This window comes from Crocosphaera chwakensis CCY0110 (assembly GCF_000169335.1).
GTDB lineage: Bacteria > Cyanobacteriota > Cyanobacteriia > Cyanobacteriales > Microcystaceae > Crocosphaera > Crocosphaera chwakensis.
In genome coordinates, this window is the sequence record NZ_AAXW01000009.1 from 1 (window position 1) to 16,065 (window position 16,065).

14 protein-coding genes are annotated in these 16,065 nt (G+C 35.8%); 7 read left to right on the forward strand and 7 right to left on the reverse strand.

Translation table 11 applies throughout. From position 1 onward, the window contains the following. Together CY0110_RS07515 and CY0110_RS07520 are read left to right on the forward strand one after the other, a co-directional pair. Positions 1–1,133, forward strand: a 1,133-nt coding sequence (locus CY0110_RS07515) for a pentapeptide repeat-containing protein (RefSeq protein ID WP_008274781.1), incomplete at its 5' end; no start/stop codon positions are given. 354 nt (positions 1,134–1,487) lie between these two features. After that, on the forward strand, positions 1,488–3,095 hold the full coding sequence (locus tag CY0110_RS07520) for a CTP synthase (RefSeq protein WP_008274782.1): 1,608 nt from the start codon (positions 1,488–1,490) through the stop codon (positions 3,093–3,095). 154 nt (positions 3,096–3,249) lie between these two features. Here the strand turns inward: CY0110_RS07520 and CY0110_RS07525 are convergent, their stop codons facing one another. Together CY0110_RS07525 and psb28 are read right to left on the reverse strand one after the other, a co-directional pair. Next, positions 3,250–3,750, reverse strand: a complete 501-nt coding sequence (locus tag CY0110_RS07525) for a MogA/MoaB family molybdenum cofactor biosynthesis protein (protein ID WP_008274783.1) — start codon at positions 3,748–3,750, stop codon at positions 3,250–3,252. A 131-nt stretch (positions 3,751–3,881) separates the two neighbouring features. Continuing rightward, complete coding sequence (gene psb28 / locus CY0110_RS07530) at positions 3,882–4,217, reverse strand: photosystem II reaction center protein Psb28 (RefSeq protein WP_008274784.1); 336 nt, start codon at positions 4,215–4,217, stop codon at positions 3,882–3,884. Positions 4,218–4,327: 110 nt separating this feature from the next. Between psb28 and CY0110_RS07535 the strand changes: the two genes are divergently transcribed. Then, a complete protein-coding gene (locus CY0110_RS07535; protein WP_008274785.1) occupies positions 4,328–5,839 on the forward strand; it encodes a helicase C-terminal domain-containing protein in 1,512 nt (503 codons plus the stop codon). Between the two features lie 179 nt (positions 5,840–6,018). Here the strand turns inward: CY0110_RS07535 and psb34 are convergent, their stop codons facing one another. Beyond that, the gene (gene psb34, locus CY0110_RS29885; RefSeq protein WP_008274786.1) at positions 6,019–6,189 is read right to left on the reverse strand and encodes a photosystem II assembly protein Psb34; all 171 of its coding nucleotides are present in this window, start codon (positions 6,187–6,189) and stop codon (positions 6,019–6,021) included. Positions 6,190–6,395: 206 nt separating this feature from the next. Here psb34 and CY0110_RS07545 point away from each other — a divergent pair, with 206 nt between their 5' ends. After that, on the forward strand, positions 6,396–7,748 hold the full coding sequence (locus CY0110_RS07545; protein WP_008274787.1) for a 2-succinylbenzoate--CoA ligase: 1,353 nt from the start codon (positions 6,396–6,398) through the stop codon (positions 7,746–7,748). A gap of 84 nt (positions 7,749–7,832) precedes the next feature. Here CY0110_RS07545 and CY0110_RS07550 read toward each other — a convergent pair whose 3' ends face one another. Together CY0110_RS07550 and CY0110_RS07555 are read right to left on the reverse strand one after the other, a co-directional pair. Beyond that, positions 7,833–8,132, reverse strand: coding sequence for a ferredoxin (locus tag CY0110_RS07550; RefSeq protein ID WP_008274788.1), 300 nt, complete (start codon positions 8,130–8,132; stop codon positions 7,833–7,835). A gap of 102 nt (positions 8,133–8,234) precedes the next feature. Beyond that, positions 8,235–8,540 carry a ferredoxin gene (locus CY0110_RS07555; RefSeq protein WP_008274789.1) on the reverse strand — a complete coding sequence of 102 codons (306 nt, stop codon included), beginning with the start codon at positions 8,538–8,540 and terminating at the stop codon, positions 8,235–8,237. Between the two features lie 411 nt (positions 8,541–8,951). Between CY0110_RS07555 and CY0110_RS07565 the strand changes: the two genes are divergently transcribed. After that, the gene (locus CY0110_RS07565) at positions 8,952–9,950 is read left to right on the forward strand and encodes a Gfo/Idh/MocA family protein (RefSeq protein ID WP_008274791.1); all 999 of its coding nucleotides are present in this window, start codon (positions 8,952–8,954) and stop codon (positions 9,948–9,950) included. Positions 9,951–10,040: 90 nt separating this feature from the next. Here CY0110_RS07565 and CY0110_RS07570 read toward each other — a convergent pair whose 3' ends face one another. Then, on the reverse strand, positions 10,041–10,919 hold the full coding sequence (locus CY0110_RS07570) for an MBL fold metallo-hydrolase (RefSeq protein ID WP_008274792.1): 879 nt from the start codon (positions 10,917–10,919) through the stop codon (positions 10,041–10,043). Between the two features lie 196 nt (positions 10,920–11,115). Here CY0110_RS07570 and CY0110_RS07575 point away from each other — a divergent pair, with 196 nt between their 5' ends. Then, positions 11,116–12,663, forward strand: a complete 1,548-nt coding sequence (locus CY0110_RS07575) for an efflux RND transporter periplasmic adaptor subunit (protein ID WP_008274793.1) — start codon at positions 11,116–11,118, stop codon at positions 12,661–12,663. Positions 12,664–12,723: 60 nt separating this feature from the next. Then, positions 12,724–13,182, forward strand: a complete 459-nt coding sequence (locus CY0110_RS07580) for a DoxX family protein (protein ID WP_008274794.1) — start codon at positions 12,724–12,726, stop codon at positions 13,180–13,182. Positions 13,183–13,210: 28 nt separating this feature from the next. On the opposite strand, the gene CY0110_RS07585 is transcribed toward CY0110_RS07580, so the two are convergent. Continuing rightward, positions 13,211–15,928 (reverse strand): CBS domain-containing protein, encoded by a 2,718-nt coding sequence (locus CY0110_RS07585; protein WP_008274795.1) that lies wholly within the window; start codon positions 15,926–15,928, stop codon positions 13,211–13,213. Positions 15,929–16,065: the final 137 nt, after the last annotated feature.

Consider the following 16,065-nt stretch of genomic DNA (forward strand, 5'->3'; position numbering starts at 1 on the left):
CTAATTTTAGCTACGCTGATATTCGTGGAGCTGATTTTAGCGGTGCAATTCTTAGAGAAGCAAATTTCAGTCATGTCAAAGCTGGCTTAAGATTTTCTGGGTTATTGTTAATTATTACAGTGAGTTTAATAATTATTGTTGTAATTTTGGTCTATTTAACCAGTTCGATGCTATCGAAAGCAGATTCAACCGATTATGGAAATCCAGATACAGCAAAAAACTTGGCTATGGCAATGGGAGCTATAGTGCCTATAGTGGGAATGGCAATCGCACTTGTCACAGAAATATGGCTAGCAGCTAAGTCTAAAGTAACAAATAAAATTTTAGTACAAAGAGCAAGTCATAGATGGACTGTCGATCAATTGGTACTAATAGTTGTAACTGTGTCTATTTTAGTGACAAGTATTTGTACTGTAATAGCGATGAAAGACTTAATGGCTATTTGGGACTATACCAAAGCTTCCGACGGAAAATTCTGGATTTCAAGAGGTTCTTTAATGGAATTTTCCCCTTATGACGATATTGCTTTCAGTATCCTTGCAGTTTTGCTTGGTATTGTAGCAGGTTCTCAAATCTATACTCTAATTAGATACCCAATTCTTCGGGGAAACTCTATTTGGAGACATCTGTGTCTAGTAAGCTTGGTAGGGATTTTAGGAGGAGCCGAGTTCGGATATGGGTTCTTTCTTGTGTGCATCGTGTTAATAATATTGATTGTATTTATACTTTGCATACCTCTTCAAGTTTGTCTCGGTTTAATAAATGTAATAACGAAGGGTCACGCAATAACAGCAATAAACGAGATATCAATTCCTTCTACTATTTTCAATCCTTATTTCACGTTTATAGTAGCTTTGCTAGGACTTGTTGCCTTAAGAGTAGGAAAAAAGACCCGATGGCGGCTTAGTGCATCTTTTTTAATTGCCTTTTTTACTAGCAGTCTCGCTAGAGAGGGATTGGGATTAAATCCTGAACTTATTGCTTACTGTATAGCTCTATTTACAGCACTTATTTATTCCTTTGTCCTTGCTCTTGCGACAGAGAGAACAAACTTTCAAAAAGCTGATTTAACTGATGCGAATTTCACGAAAGCTAAGGTTAAATACGCCGATTTTACTAACACCAAAGGGTAGAGAGTTGAAAATTCCGAAAAATTGTCAATTTTTTATGTCGTTTAGCAGTTCTTCTAGAAATTGAAAATTTATATAACAATAGTAATAAACATATCTATTTGAAAAAATATTTTTTCAAAATAGATTAATTGTCAATTTGTTTAGTTTTTTTAGAATATAATATTTAATTTGCAAATTTATTAAATCAATTCTAATCGTCATTATTACTAATTTTACGAAAAAGTGTGTCAACAGGTCATGTATTTAACTAAGATATTAAGTATAAGGAATTTCTGAAATGTTATAAATGTCTGTCAATTGTTGATTATACTTTTAGTGATTATCTTGTCGATCCTATAACCTAGAAAAATTTTTATGACTAAATTTGTTTTTGTGACGGGTGGAGTTGTCTCCAGTATTGGTAAAGGTATTGTAGCAGCGAGTTTAGGCTGTTTATTCAAATCGAGAAATTATTCCGTTTCTATTCTCAAACTTGATCCTTATATTAACGTTGATCCTGGTACCATGAGTCCCTATCAACACGGAGAGGTATTTGTAACCGATGACGGGGCCGAAACGGACTTAGACTTAGGCCATTATGAACGGTTTACCGATACCCCGATGTCCCGTCTTAACAGCGTTACGACAGGATCAATTTATCAAGCAGTCCTCAATAAAGAAAGACGCGGGGCCTATATGGGAGGAACCGTACAAGTTATCCCCCATATTACTAATGAAATTAAAGAACGGATTCATCGGGTGGCCAGAAATACCAATCCTGATATTGTTATCACTGAAATTGGTGGAACCGTCGGGGATATCGAATCTTTGCCCTTTTTAGAAGCAATTAGGCAATTTCGTAAGGATGTGGGTCGTAATAACGTTTTATATATGCACGTTACTCTAATTCCCTGGATTCCTGCTGCTAGGGAAATGAAAACCAAACCCACTCAACATTCTGTTAAAGAGTTGCGATCTATTGGTATTCAACCGGATATGTTGGTGTGTCGTTGCGATCGCCCTCTTAAAGAAGGGATGAAGGAAAAACTGTCAGAATTCTGTGATGTCCCCGTAGAATCAGTAATTACAGCGCAAGATGCTAGTAGTATTTATGAAGTGCCGTTAGTGGTAGAAAAAGAAGGTTTAGCCCAACAAACCTTAGAATTATTACACCTCGAACCCCGTAAACCAGATTTAAGCCAATGGCAAACCTTAATCCAACGGATGCAGGCCCCAAAACGACAAATTGAGGTGGCCTTAGTAGGGAAATATGTCCAACTCAGCGACGCTTATTTATCGGTGGTAGAATCCTTGGTTCATGCGGGTATTGCTACCGATAGTGAGGTTAAGTTACGGTGGGTGAGTGCTGAAGATATCGAAAATTATGGCGCGGATAAATACTTAAATGATGTCAGTGGAATTATTGTTCCAGGTGGGTTTGGTATTCGAGGAGTCGACGGTAAAGTTAGAGCGATTGAATATGCTAGAAAAGAAAAAATTCCCTTTCTCGGACTCTGTCTAGGAATGCAATGCGCTGTCATTGAATGGGGACGTAATGTTGCTGGTTTAAATAGTGCCAATAGTGCTGAATTTGAACCAGAAACCGCGAATCCTGTTATTAATCTTTTACCTGAACAACAAGACGTGGTGGACTTAGGAGGAACCATGCGTTTAGGACTGTATCCTTGTCGTATTACTCCTGATACGTTGGCTGCTTCTTTGTATAGACAGGAAGTCATTTATGAACGTCATCGTCACCGTTATGAGTTTAATAATGCTTACCGCAATTCGTTACTTGAAACAGGATATAAAGTGAGTGGTACGTCTCCTGATGGTCGTTTAGTTGAGATTATTGAATTCTCAGATCATCCCTTTTTTATTGCTACCCAATTCCATCCAGAATTTCGTTCTCGTCCTAACTGCGCCCATCCTTTGTTTTTAGGGTTTGTTAAGGCTGCTATTGATCAGACTAAAAGCAGTTAATGATAAGAAAAATATAGTGCTAAACCCTGTCCATCTTGAAAACTGTAGTTTTCGAGATAGATCGAGATAGATTAAGTATGATAATCTTCAAGTCAAACGAAGAAATATTTACTCATTTTTTAAGAGTCGCATAGTATAGTCTCTATTTCCAACCTTAACCCCGTATTTGGTTCGTTAAATGAATCAATTCGGGGAGAATTAATTTATCTAAAGCTAATTTAACTGCATTAGATGATCCAGGCAAAGAAAAGATCAAAATATTATTGTAAATTCCTGCGATCGCCCGTGAGGCCATGGCCCGTGAACCAATTTCTTGATAACTCAAATAGCGAAACAACTCCCCAAACCCTGGCAAATTCTTCTCCAATAACCCCTCTAATGCGTCGTAGGTGGTGTCTCTAGGGGCGATTCCCGTGCCTCCATTGAGGATTATGACATTTATCCTATTCTCTTCTTTTAATTGCTGTACATGGGTGATTATGCTGTGGGGTTCATCCTTGAGGATGTCATAATTAATGATTTGATGGCCTGCTTCTGTCAGACGTTGTTTAAGAAGTTGCCCACTGCGATCGCTTTCAGGGGTACGAGTATCACTCACCGTAACAATAGCACAAGCAAGACTAATAATTTGGCGATCGGGGTGAGGAAGGGACATGGGGTGAAATGTAGATATTTTATGGTTAAGTGAGCAGGGAAAAAAAGGGGAAAGTATCTTAATCTCTGACTCCTAACTTCTGTTCCCTAGAGCCGGAGCGGAGCGAAGAACTCCTGACTCCTAAAAAGAGATTAAGCTTTAGAAAATCCTAACCCGTTTTCTTGTGCATAACGTTCCATAAAACGCATAAACCGATCCCATTCATCTTGTGAGTTCATGATTAGAATAGCCTCAACTGAGGTAGGTTTTCCGTTGATAAATTTTCCTTTAACTTCACGGGTAACGATCTCTCCCTCTTCATCCACTAAATACATTCCTGTAATGTCATCGGTACTCTCAGCATCTAGAATGGTAGGAGATTCAAAGCGAAAGGTTGCGGTTCCACTGTTACCACTTTTAGCACGAGTTAGACGCACTTCGGGAACCACTGGTTCAGAAACACCACGAGAAAATTGAATTTGAGCCATGCTTGTTATCCTTAAATTAAATTTACATAATGATCAATTTATCATTTCATCAACTCCTTAGGATAGAAATCATTGCCTAAGAGCTATCTATTCTGGTCAAATTATTGCCTATGACTCTTTTAGAAGCAGAAGTTCATATTTCCTTACGGGAATTTTTACGAGATCAGGGGGAACCCTTATGGGATCACCATTTAACTATGGCCCGTTTGGTTTCTCGTGCTTTACGTTTAGATCGATCTGCTTTAATTCAAACAGGAAGCACTTTTTCTCGTTATGGATTAAGTTATTTAATGCCTTGTTTATTGAGCGATCGCCCTATTTTATTGGTGGTTCCTTTAAGCCTTCAAAAGCAATTAATCGAACAAGATATTCCCTATCTTCAGGAATGGTTAAATACGAATAAAACTATTGTTCATCAATCCCAAAAGGTTAATTTTGATGAATTTAAGGGGTTATTTATCGCTTCTCCTAATGTTTGGTTAGGCGATCGCTTAGAAAATGCGAGTCAGTTTCCTGATGATATTGTTACCTTAATTGATCAAGCTGATTATTTAGAGGAATGGACAAAAGATTATTTAACCCTAACTATTTCTCCTAATCATTGGCAACAATTACAAAAACAGTATCCTGCTTATGGTAACTTAATTCAAGAAGTTAGGTTTTTTCTGCAAAAATCAATTTTCAGTCATCCTTCTAGCCCCTATCAATGCTGTTTACTTGATCAAGAAGAAAAAGAAAGTTTATTGCATCTTTGTAAAACCCTTAACAAAAATCCTTTATTACACAGTTTTGCTCAATCTCTTAATAATGAAAATCAACTTTTATGGGCATCTATTAATCGAGAAGAAAACAACTTTTTTATTCATGTCAGTCCCCTAGATATTTCTTCTATTTTATCTCCTTATTTAGAAAATTCTACTATTGTTTTAATGGGGGGATTTCTTGACAGTCAAAAAGTAGCCCCAACTTATCGAAAAACTATTGGCTTAACTCAGGATATTTTATGTTTAAAATTTTACCCTCATCGTCAAAATGAGTTGATTAATTTATACATTCGCGATCGCTTACCGATGCCCAATACTCCAGAATTTCAAAGGGTATTACTTCAAGAAGTCAAAAAGCTGGTTTTTGGGGGTTATGAAAGCTTAAAACCCATTACGATTATTGTTGATGATGTTCCTTCTAAAGCTCAAGTTGCTACCTTTTTAGCTGCGGAGTTTGGCTCACAAGTGAAGGTCGAAAATGCAGAAATCGATAATCATAGTATTTTAATTAGTGGCTGGAAATTTTGGCATGAGCATCAAAGTCGATTACCGACTCCTAAACTATTTATTATTGCAACTTTACCCATTCCGTCCCTAGAAAATCCCTTAGTAGCTGCCCAAGTTAATTATTATAAGAAACAACATAAAGATTGGTTTAGATTATATCTTTTACCAACAGCGTTAAAAGAAATTCAAAGAGCAGTTATGCCGTTAAGAGAGTCTCAAGGAATTGTGGCTTTATTAGATAATCGAGTTAATTATCGTAGTTATGGTAATCGTATTTTAACAGCATTAGAACCCTACGCTAAAATTAATTATATTGATAGTAATTGGTTAAAAGATCAAAACCTCTTTTAAGTTGAAATCTATCCTTTTTTCTCTTCAAGTTTGAGATGGTTTGTTATCCATAAGTAGCATAAAGAAAGATGCGAACTTGTGTTGGATTATTCCATAAAATACCCCTATAGTAGTCTTTCACTTAAGCTCACTATAGAGGTAAAGTTTTTGTCAAAACTATATCTAGAAAAAGATTCTTTTTAGCTAATAATAGCAGATACCGCTACTAAGCCGGTTACGAATAATGTTGCGATTGCTCCTTGAACTAAGTAACGGCGTTGTTGATAAGGTGCTGGATATTGAGCATAATAAGACTTGGGTTCAATAGCGTAGGTGTTGGTTAATCCGTTATCAAGTTGAGTTGTGTACATAACGATTCATCCTCTTTTCTTATCTTTCTATTACTCAACTTATCAAATTGCTTATGAGTTGTAAAGATAAGTTTATAAAATATTTTAAATGTTATATATAATTTTATTTTATAAAAGCTAGTCCCTTAAATCACATCTTGCACCTGCGTCATAAAGTATTGGTAAGGATAGGGTGTAGGGTGTAGGGAGAATTTGTAAATTTTATAATGAATTATATTTTAGAAACGATTAAAAATCGATTACATCAAGAATGGATAATAGGTTGTAATTCTAAATATTTTTATCAACTAATACAAAGTTATCTTGAGCAATTAACAGAATTAAAAATAAAAATCAATAAACCTAGAATTATTATAGTTCAAAAAGATGATAACTATATTGGATTTTTAGCTGCTTTTTTGGCAAGTATTATAAGCAATTGTCATGTTTTTTTATGTGATAAAAGATGGAAAGAGAAAGAATGGAAACAAGTTTTAAATATAGTTCAACCTCACTTAATCATAGGAATTGAACTTGATTATAGTATAAAAAACTATCAGACTGACTCAGTATTACTTCATCAAAGTTTGATCATGATTCCCACAGGAGGAACATCTGGGAATATTCGTTTTGCTATTCATACTTGGGAAACTTTATCAGCATCTGTTCAAGGTTTTGGTGAGTTCTTTGATACTAAAAATATTAATTCTTTTTGTATATTACCCTTACATCATGTTAGCGGTTTAATGCAATTTATTCGATCTTTTATAACTCAAGGTAAAATTATGGTTTATCCTTACAGTCACTTAAAAAAAGATATTCTACCATCGTTGAATCTTGAAGATTTTTTCATTTCCTTAGTTCCCACTCAGTTACAATTGCTATTAAACTTAAATCCTAAATTTTTAAGCCAATTTAAAACAATTTTGCTAGGAGGCGCACCTCCTTGGAATTCTTTATTAACTAAAGCGAGAGACTACAAACTTAACCTTTCTCCTACCTATGGAATGACAGAAACAGCCTCACAAATTGTTACCTTAAAACCAGAGAATTTTCTGCAGGGCAATAATAGTACAGGACAAATTTTACCTCATGCACATATTACAATAAATCAAGAAAAGATTATTAAAATCCAAGCAAAATCTCTCTACTTTGGTTATTACCCCAATCATGAAAATAAACAATATTTAATAACTGATGACTTAGGTTATTTTGATTATAAAAACTATTTACATATTTTAGGAAGAAATAGCCAAAAAATTATTACAGGGGGAGAAAATGTTTTTCCGAAAGAAGTTGAAAATGTTATTTTAGAAACCCATTTAGTCAAAGATATTGCTATTATTGGGATGCCTAATGAACAATGGGGAGAAGTGGTAACAGCAATCTATGTTCCCCAAGACGAGAAATGTGATCTTAATGTAATTAAAGATGCGATTAAACAACAACTAAGTCCTATCAAACAACCCAAACATTGGATTGAAGTTAAACAATTACCACGAAATCAACAAGGTAAGTTAAACTATCAAACATTACAAAAAATTGCTTCGACCTACCCTAGACAAGAAAATTATTTATAATCATGACAGTAAAGCAGGGACTTCTAATTGTCGCCCCTGCTATAATTCCCTGAATGATTCAGCTATTTGAAAAAATAGCTGAATTTAATACAATGCTTCTTCTTGGTGAGTTTCGATAGTGCAATCAGAAGTAGGATAAGCGACACAAGTTAAAACAAATCCTGCTTCGATTTGATCGTCATCTAAGAAAGATTGATCCCCTTGATCAATGCTGCCACTGACCAGTTTACCAGCACAGGTAGAACAAGCACCAGCACGACAAGAATAAGGTAATTCAATCCCTTCTTCTTCTGCTACATCGAGTATGTACTCATCTTCAGGTACATCGATGGTGGTGTTAATTCCTTCTGCTTCGTTTTTTAAGGTAACTTTGTAAGTTGCCATAATTTTGTCCTCTTTTCCAATGAAATAGGTTGATTTGCTTTAATGCAGAGCATTTTTCAGTATCGTTGTTAAGACTTTGCTGAAATGCCTTCATCAAAAGACTTAGTACAATGCTTCTTCTTGGTGAGTTTCGATGGTGCAGTCAGAGGTAGGATAAGCAACACAAGTTAAAACAAATCCTTGTTCGATTTGATCATCATCTAAGAAAGATTGATCGCTTTGGTCGATGCTACCACTAACGAGTTTACCGGCACAGGTAGAACAAGCACCAGCACGACAAGAATAAGGTAAGTCAAGACCTTGTTCTTCTGCTACATCAAGAATGTACTCATCTTCAGGTACTTCAATAGTCTGGGTACTCTTTCCATCTTCGGCATTGATATTTAAAGTAACTTTGTAAGTTGCCATGAATATGTCCTCTGCTCAGGTAATAAAACAGTTGTTCTTGACAGTGAAGCTTACAGAAATAAGCCTCAACAATAAGCTCATTTCTGATACTAAAGGAAAAAGAGCCAGAGTAAATAAGGCATTAGTAATGAGATTCTTAAATAAACTTAAAATAAGTTTTGCTTATATATTGAAGTCGAGAAGGGAGTGGGAAATGTTGTCAAAATTGTATCCTCTCTAACCTACGGTAGATAGTGCATAACACCAAATCCGTCTATTAAATTTTCCCAGTCTATTTCGCAACTTATTAGTATTAGTTATATTTATCATAGTGATTCATGACTTAAGTGGATAAATAGGCTAGGGATTGAGTTTACCATTTCAATAGAGTGGGATAATGGAGTGTTGAATATTTATTGAGGTAGGGTAAGGATGTCTGTTGCTTCTGGGCTGTCTCTTCCTGTTAAAGTTGGTATTGTTGGCACTGGGTACGCAGCTAAACGAAGAGCCGAAACTTTTATCGAAGATAAGAGGTCGCAACTTTGTTATGTGACAGGATATACCCGTGAGAATGTCGTTGATTTTTGTCAGTCTTACAATATTTCCTCTTATGATAACTGGGAAGATTTAGTAACAGACGATAGTTTAGATTTAGTCGTCATATGTAATGTTAATCAACTTCACGGAAAAATAACAAAACTTGCTTTAGAAAATAATAAAAATGTTATCATCGAATATCCTTTATCTTTAGACTATACTGAAGCATTGGAATTATTACAGTTAGCCCAGAAAAAAGAGAAATTATTACACATTGAACACATTGAAATTTTAGGTGGGATGCACCGAGCTATACAGAAATATTTACCACACATTGGCGAAGTATTTTATGGACGTTACACAACCATTGATAGTAAGAATCCTGCTCCTATAAGATGGACTTTTAATGAGCAATTATTTGGGTTTCCTTTTAAAGCAGCTTTACCAAGAATTCACCGTTTCACTCACTTATTTGGAGAAGTTAAAACAGTAAATTGTCATCACAAGTATTGGAGAAGAGAAGAAAAGGACTATTATCATGGCTGTTTATGCGATGCTCAATTACTATTTAAAAATGGGTTAATTGTAGATTTAGTTTATGGGAAAGGAGATATTTTTATAGAAAGCGATCGCACCTTTGAAATTCATGGAGAAGAAGGTAAGATAATTTTTGAAGGAATAGAAGGAAAATTAATTACAAAAGAAGGAACCCAACCTATTGAGTTAGAAAGTCGTCGGGGTTTATTTGCTTTAGATACAAAAATCGTTTTAGATCATTTATTTAATAATAAACCTCTTTACATTAATCCAGAATCGAGTTTATATGCTTTAAAAATTGGAGAAGCTGCTTATCAATCTGCTATATCAGGAAAAACAATATCAGTCTCTGAATAGAAGCGATCGCATAATTTTGGCCAATTGACTACAATTCTAGCTAATTTTTTGCTATTTGACCTTATCTAAAACATAGACATTTTGTATCCTTCAAGTTAACCACAAAGGTTTGCAAAATTCCTGTTTTAAATCAATAACTAAACTTTCTTTGGCTAAAATTGCATGAGGAAAAACTTGTTGAACTTGTTGTTTAATATCATCCAAAAAATCATCATTATGAGAAGGATCATGATGAAACAAAACTAATTTTTTAACCTTAGCAGATTTAGCTATTTTTACCGCTTCTTGCCAAGTAGAATGGCCCCAACCGACTTTACTTAATTTTGGGTCATAATATTCCTGATCAGTATAAGTGGTATCGATGATTAAAACCTCTGCATCTCTGGCTAAATGGAGAACATTATTATCTAAACTATCTGGAAAGTGTTCCGTATCTGTAATATAAACTGCCGTTAAATTTTTATACGTTACTCGATAGCCTAACGCTTCTCCAGGATGATTTAATTTGCCGGTTTCTACCGTCACATCATTAATATTAATTATTTCTCTGGCTTCAATATCATAAAATTCTAAATGAGCTTGCATAATTTGCAAAGGAACGGGAAAATTAGGGTGTAACATTTGGTCGTGAAGACGCTGTTTAATGGTTGCTCCATTGGGTGCCGGTAAACCATAAATATGAAACTTATTACCAGGAATAAATGCAGGAGCAAAAAAAGGAAACCCTTGAATATGATCCCAATGAGAATGGGTAAAAAAGAGATGACCAGTAACTGGCATCTCTGATAATAAAGACTCCCCTAATATTCTTAATCCGGTTCCTCCATCAAAAATTAATCTTTCCTTACCGACACGCATCTCAACACAGGAGGTATTCCCCCCATAACGGACGGTTTCGGTTCCGGGACAGGGAATACTTCCTCGAACTCCCCAAAATTTGATCTCAAAGCGATCGCCGTTGCTAAACATTATCTTCTGCACAGAAGAGGCTAATAATACTACTAGGTTATCAAGAATCTTGCGCTAGAGGGAATAGGGAACAACAAACAGCTATCAATTACCACATCCTACTCAGGCTTTTGGTTAACAGTTGGTAAAATTTGTAAATAAAAATTAATATAAATTAAAATTGTATAAATATTGTACCCAACTTTAAACTAAGGCTATGAAATCTACCGACCTATCTTCAGAACAATCATCAGATTCAAAGCTTGAATTTGAAGAACAGCAAGAAGAAAATAGACAAAATACAACGAAAAATAAACAATTTCCTAGATGGTTAATCCCTATCGTCATTTTAGGTGGAGGCATCACCCTATGGCAAATATTCAGCCCTTTAGTGATACCAACAACGGAAACAAACAATCAAACCCCACCTCCTAAACCCGTGGAAACGGTTCTCTTAAGCTCAGGACAAGGGAACCGACAGGTTAGATTATTAGGACAAGTTGAAGCAGGAGCAAAAGCCACCCTTAGCTCCCAAGTTTCGGGAACGGTAGAGAAAATTTTAGTTAAAGAAGGGGATAGCATCACCTCAGGGATGATAGTGGCTATTCTAGATGATGCTGATGGTAAAATTGCCTTAGCTGAGGCTCAAGCCAGATTAGTACAAGAACAGAGCAACCTCGAACGCTTAGAAGTGGGAACCCGTTCTGAGATTATTGCTCAACGCAAGGCAGAGTTAACTTCAGCCCAAGCGAGAGAACAAGAAGCACGAGATAATTTAGAGCGTTTAATTGCCCTGCAACCTGATTTAATTGCCCAAGGTCAAGCAGAACTTGAATCAGCCAGAAGTCGGGAAAAAGAGGCACAAGATAATTTACAACGGATTAAAGGATTAAGCTTAGAAGGGGCTTTATCAGAAAGGGCATTAGTGGAAGCAGAGGCCAGGGCTGATGAAACTCGTAACCAAAGACTACGGGCTGAAGCTGCTCTAAAAGCAGAAGAAACCTCAACCCGTCAAGATATCGCCCAAGCACAAACTCGTCTCGATAATGCCAAAAGCGATCGCCTTCGAGCCACCGCTATCTTAGCAGAAGCCCAAGCCGGGCCAACCCAAGAAGAAATTGATGCACAACGAGGGGTGGTTAATGCTGCACAAGCTGCCGTAGAACAGGCAAAATTGCGCCTAGAGCGGACAAAAATCAGGGCTTCTGTGTCTGGGGTCGTTCAGTCCCGTCAAGCCGACCCTGGGGATTATGTAGAGGTCAACGACCCGATTTTAAGTTTAGTTAGCGATCGTTCTTTGGATATTTTCTTAGAAATTCCTGAAAGTTTAAGTGGGCAAATTAGCGAAGGAATGCAAGTCAATTTGTTTGCCAGGGCATTACCTAACTGGGAAAAACTAACCCAAATTACCGCAGTTGTACCCTCAGCAAATAGTAACTCTCGTCGACAATTAGTGAGAGTTAGCCTTAGTAACCCACCTCAAAAATTATTGCCAGGGATGGCAATTCAAGCTGATTTGATTATGCCTATAATTGATAAAGATACGTTTACTGTTCCTAGAGATGCTTTAACAAGACGGGGCGATCAATGGTTATTATTTACGGTTAATAATAATCAGGCAGAACAATTAGAAGTGAAATTAATTGAGGATCTTGGAAAAGATGTTATTATCAGTCATCCTCAACTTAGAAAAGGTCAATCAATTGTTATTAAAGGAGGAGATGGATTACAAGATGATGCTACGGTAACGATTATTAAAAGTTAGTTATCAGTGATCAGTGATCAGTGATCGGTTATTAGTAAATAATTATCTACTATTAAGATTATGTTAGACAGTAAACCAACCATTAATAATAAACCCCAAATTAGTTTAAGAACTAAAGATATTGTGGCAGCTTATACTCTGCTGAGAATTGTAGTAGGGGTTAACTATTTTAACCACGGATTTACAAGAATTTTTGATGTACCTAGCTTTATCAATAGGATGGTTAATACCATGCAAGATTCGGGAATTCCTGAATTTTTAGTTAGAATTAATGCTGGTTTAGTACCTCCTGTTGAGTTAATTGTTGGAGTTTTAATTACGGTAGGATTTTTAACCAGAAGTGCTTTGATTGCTTGTTTTGTTCTTATGATTATTCTTATGTATGGTATTACGATTATTCAAAATTGGGATGGAGCAAGTAGTCAATTAATTTATAATATTATCTTGTTTATTCTTTTAGCTGGGCTCAATTTTAATAAAGTTTCTGTTGATAATTGGCTGAGAAATAGGCCTAATTAATTTCTATTCTTGATTTACTGTATTGATTTTAGTTTAACTGCTTCATCATTTCCTCGACTATCATTTCTGCTTCTTCTTTGCTTTGAATTTCTCCATCTAAAGTTAAACTTAATAACTTATCTAAAACTACCTTATATTTAGGTCCTGGTTTATATCCCATGCGTTTTAAATCATTACCATTTAAAGGGGTTTCAACCTTTGACCATTGGGTTAAATATTGCCAAATAATACGCCTAATTTTTTTGCTGGAATTAACAGCAACTAAAATTAAATCAGGTAATTTATGGCGATATAGCTGCTTATATTTTTCGCTGACTTTTTGACAATTTATTAAATTTTTTTGCAGTTCTGAATGAAGTATGTTGACTATTTTTATTCTTTCTATACTTTCTTTCGGTAGCTGTAAATTAAGAGCAAGTTGTTTTCTTTCTTTGAAGTTTATTTGAGAGATTAATATTTCTAGACGAATCAACCAATGACCAATATTATTATCGGGATCAAGGTATTTTAACCAACGAGAAGCGCAGCGAATCTGCCACCAGATTTCTTCATCTAAAGTAACTTGATAGTGCAAACATTTTAAAGCATCTAAATCTGAGAGTAATTGTAAAGCTGGTTTCCAATAATTTGCTTCCAAAATATATTTTAATTCGGCTTTTAATCGTGTTGTTAAAGCAGGTGCGACATGATTTTTAAGTCGTAATTTCTCATAGATTCCACTTTCGATAGCATAACGAATATAAGCTTCTGTTTGAGGTTCAATTTCAAAGTTTAAACGCACAGCAAAACGGACAGCACGATAAATTCTTGTAGGATCTTCGATGAAACTATTGGCATGAAGTACCCGAACTTCTTTCGCTTTTAAATCTAAAATACCGCCAAAAAAGTCGAGTAATTCCCCTTCTCTGGGTGGGGTTAATCTCACTGCTAAAGCATTAATAGTAAAGTCCCGTCTATATAAGTCTTGACGAATAGAACTTGCTTCTACTTCTGGGTTGGCAGCAGGGTAAGGATAAAATTCAGTTCTTGAGGTCGCAATATCAAGCCATAGTGACCCAAATTCGGGATCTTTATGCCATAATAAAGCTGCTGTTTGAAACTCACCATGTACTGATAATCGACAGTTTGAGTATTTTTTTTGTATACTCGAAGCAAGTTCAACCCCTGCCCCAACATCAGCAGAACGGTGAAAACCATCCACAACTAAGTCAATATCTTGAAGGAGAACTTTTTCATTATTTTGTGTTAGTAATAAGTCCCGAACAGCCCCACCAACAATATATAAATGCCAACCTTTATGTTCTGCTTCTTGGGCAATTTCTTCTAATAGTTTCCAGATAGAAGGTTCTAAAGAGTTACGAATCGAAGGTAATAAACAGGAAACCGTTGCCACTTTTTTTCCATTTTCGTCTTTAACTTCTTTTCTCTGTTGATGAATCTGCCTTAATAAGTCAGTTCGGGTAACAATTCCTAATAATTTATTATTATCAATAACCGGTAATCTTCCCACATCATAAGTCACCATAATTGATTCAATATCGGGTAATAAAGTATCAGGATCAATTGTTTTTAAGTTTTTGCTCATATATCCTTTTACGGGTGCATGACTAAACCCATGATGCAAGGCTAAATCTAAATCTCGGCGGGAAATAACACCTACTAAATGATCGTTTTCATCCACCACTGATAACCCTGAATGACCATAGCGAAACAATACCCTTTCTGCTTGTTCTATGGTGGTTTCTGGACGAATTGTTCTCACCGGTGAAGACATTAAATCTCTAGCAGTTAAAGGGTGAGGAATTTGCTTAATTAATTCTTCTACTAATTGTTTTAATTTGTCTTCAGGTTCGACATTTCTTAACATCAAAGAAGCAGCTTGACTATGGCCACCGCCTCCATAAACTGAGAATAATTGATTGAGGTTAGTTCCTTCAATACGAGTGCGGCCAATAATAATTAAACGGTTGTCAGGATAAGGCTTATTGTTATGTCGTTTGTGATAACTATGGGCAAATAATAAAGCATCACTTTCCGTTAATTCGATTAATCTTTCGGCTAAATTGGATAATCCTGATACAAAATTTTCTGTTTCAATGAGTACCCAAGCAACCTGATATCCTCTAATATTTTTTGTTTCAAATTTATCTAACGCTTCACTAAAAATTTCTTGTAATTGAGGGGTAAAACCAGGGTCACAATATTCAGCAATAATCTTAACACTAGCCCCCATTTCCATTAGCCAAGCTAAGGCTTTAGCATCCCTAGCAGTGGATTGATGGAAGGTTAAAGATCCTGTATCAACATGAATTCCTAACGCCATAATCGTTGCTTCAATGGGATTAGGATTAATCTTTTCTTGCTGCATTTTTTCCACAATTAACGTTGTGCTTGCCCCCACTGGTTCAATTTGTTGAAAAGTAGCAGGAATATCGGATTTACTGTTAAGATGATGGTCATATAATTCCACACTTTCAATGTGAGGTAAGCTAAACCAATCAGAGGCTTTTCCTAAACGATTTAGTTGTTGATTATCGACTACAATTAAGTGACGAATTTGCTTGGGGTTAACACTTCTTAACTCAAGAAGGGGAATTTCGTCTCGATGCAATGCTAGAAAATCTTTAACCGTTGGATGGGCCCCACCGGTTAAAACAATACGACTGCCTACTTTGAGACGAGACAAACCAACGGCTGCCCCTAATGCGTCAAAATCAACCGTTTGATGGCATAAAATTAAGTCCATAAAGTCCCTTTAATGAAGTCAGAAGTTAGAACCTACAAGTTCCCGACTACGTTGAAACGCAACTCAACAGAAGTTGTTTTTATAAATATTCTGCCTTAAAAGACAAGATATAATCTGCTGGTATCTTGATCCATTAG

What these genes read in the sequence shown, in the direction of transcription:
- CY0110_RS07545 (WP_008274787.1), top strand. Translation starts at nt 6,396, where the DNA reads ATGAATTATATTTTAGAAACGATTAAAAATCGATTACATCAAGAATGG.
- CY0110_RS07575 (WP_008274793.1), top strand. Translation starts at nt 11,116, where the DNA reads ATGAAATCTACCGACCTATCTTCAGAACAATCATCAGATTCAAAGCTT.
- CY0110_RS07570 (WP_008274792.1), bottom strand. Translation starts at nt 10,919, where the DNA reads ATGTTTAGCAACGGCGATCGCTTTGAGATCAAATTTTGGGGAGTTCGA.
- CY0110_RS07565 (WP_008274791.1), top strand. Translation starts at nt 8,952, where the DNA reads ATGTCTGTTGCTTCTGGGCTGTCTCTTCCTGTTAAAGTTGGTATTGTT.
- CY0110_RS07520 (WP_008274782.1), top strand. Translation starts at nt 1,488, where the DNA reads ATGACTAAATTTGTTTTTGTGACGGGTGGAGTTGTCTCCAGTATTGGT.
- CY0110_RS07550 (WP_008274788.1), bottom strand. Translation starts at nt 8,132, where the DNA reads ATGGCAACTTACAAAGTTACCTTAAAAAACGAAGCAGAAGGAATTAAC.
- CY0110_RS07535 (WP_008274785.1), top strand. Translation starts at nt 4,328, where the DNA reads ATGACTCTTTTAGAAGCAGAAGTTCATATTTCCTTACGGGAATTTTTA.
- psb28 (WP_008274784.1), bottom strand. Translation starts at nt 4,217, where the DNA reads ATGGCTCAAATTCAATTTTCTCGTGGTGTTTCTGAACCAGTGGTTCCC.
- CY0110_RS07580 (WP_008274794.1), top strand. Translation starts at nt 12,724, where the DNA reads ATGTTAGACAGTAAACCAACCATTAATAATAAACCCCAAATTAGTTTA.
- CY0110_RS07555 (WP_008274789.1), bottom strand. Translation starts at nt 8,540, where the DNA reads ATGGCAACTTACAAAGTTACTTTAAATATCAATGCCGAAGATGGAAAG.
- psb34 (WP_008274786.1), bottom strand. Translation starts at nt 6,189, where the DNA reads ATGTACACAACTCAACTTGATAACGGATTAACCAACACCTACGCTATT.
- CY0110_RS07585 (WP_008274795.1), bottom strand. Translation starts at nt 15,928, where the DNA reads ATGGACTTAATTTTATGCCATCAAACGGTTGATTTTGACGCATTAGGG.
- CY0110_RS07525 (WP_008274783.1), bottom strand. Translation starts at nt 3,750, where the DNA reads ATGTCCCTTCCTCACCCCGATCGCCAAATTATTAGTCTTGCTTGTGCT.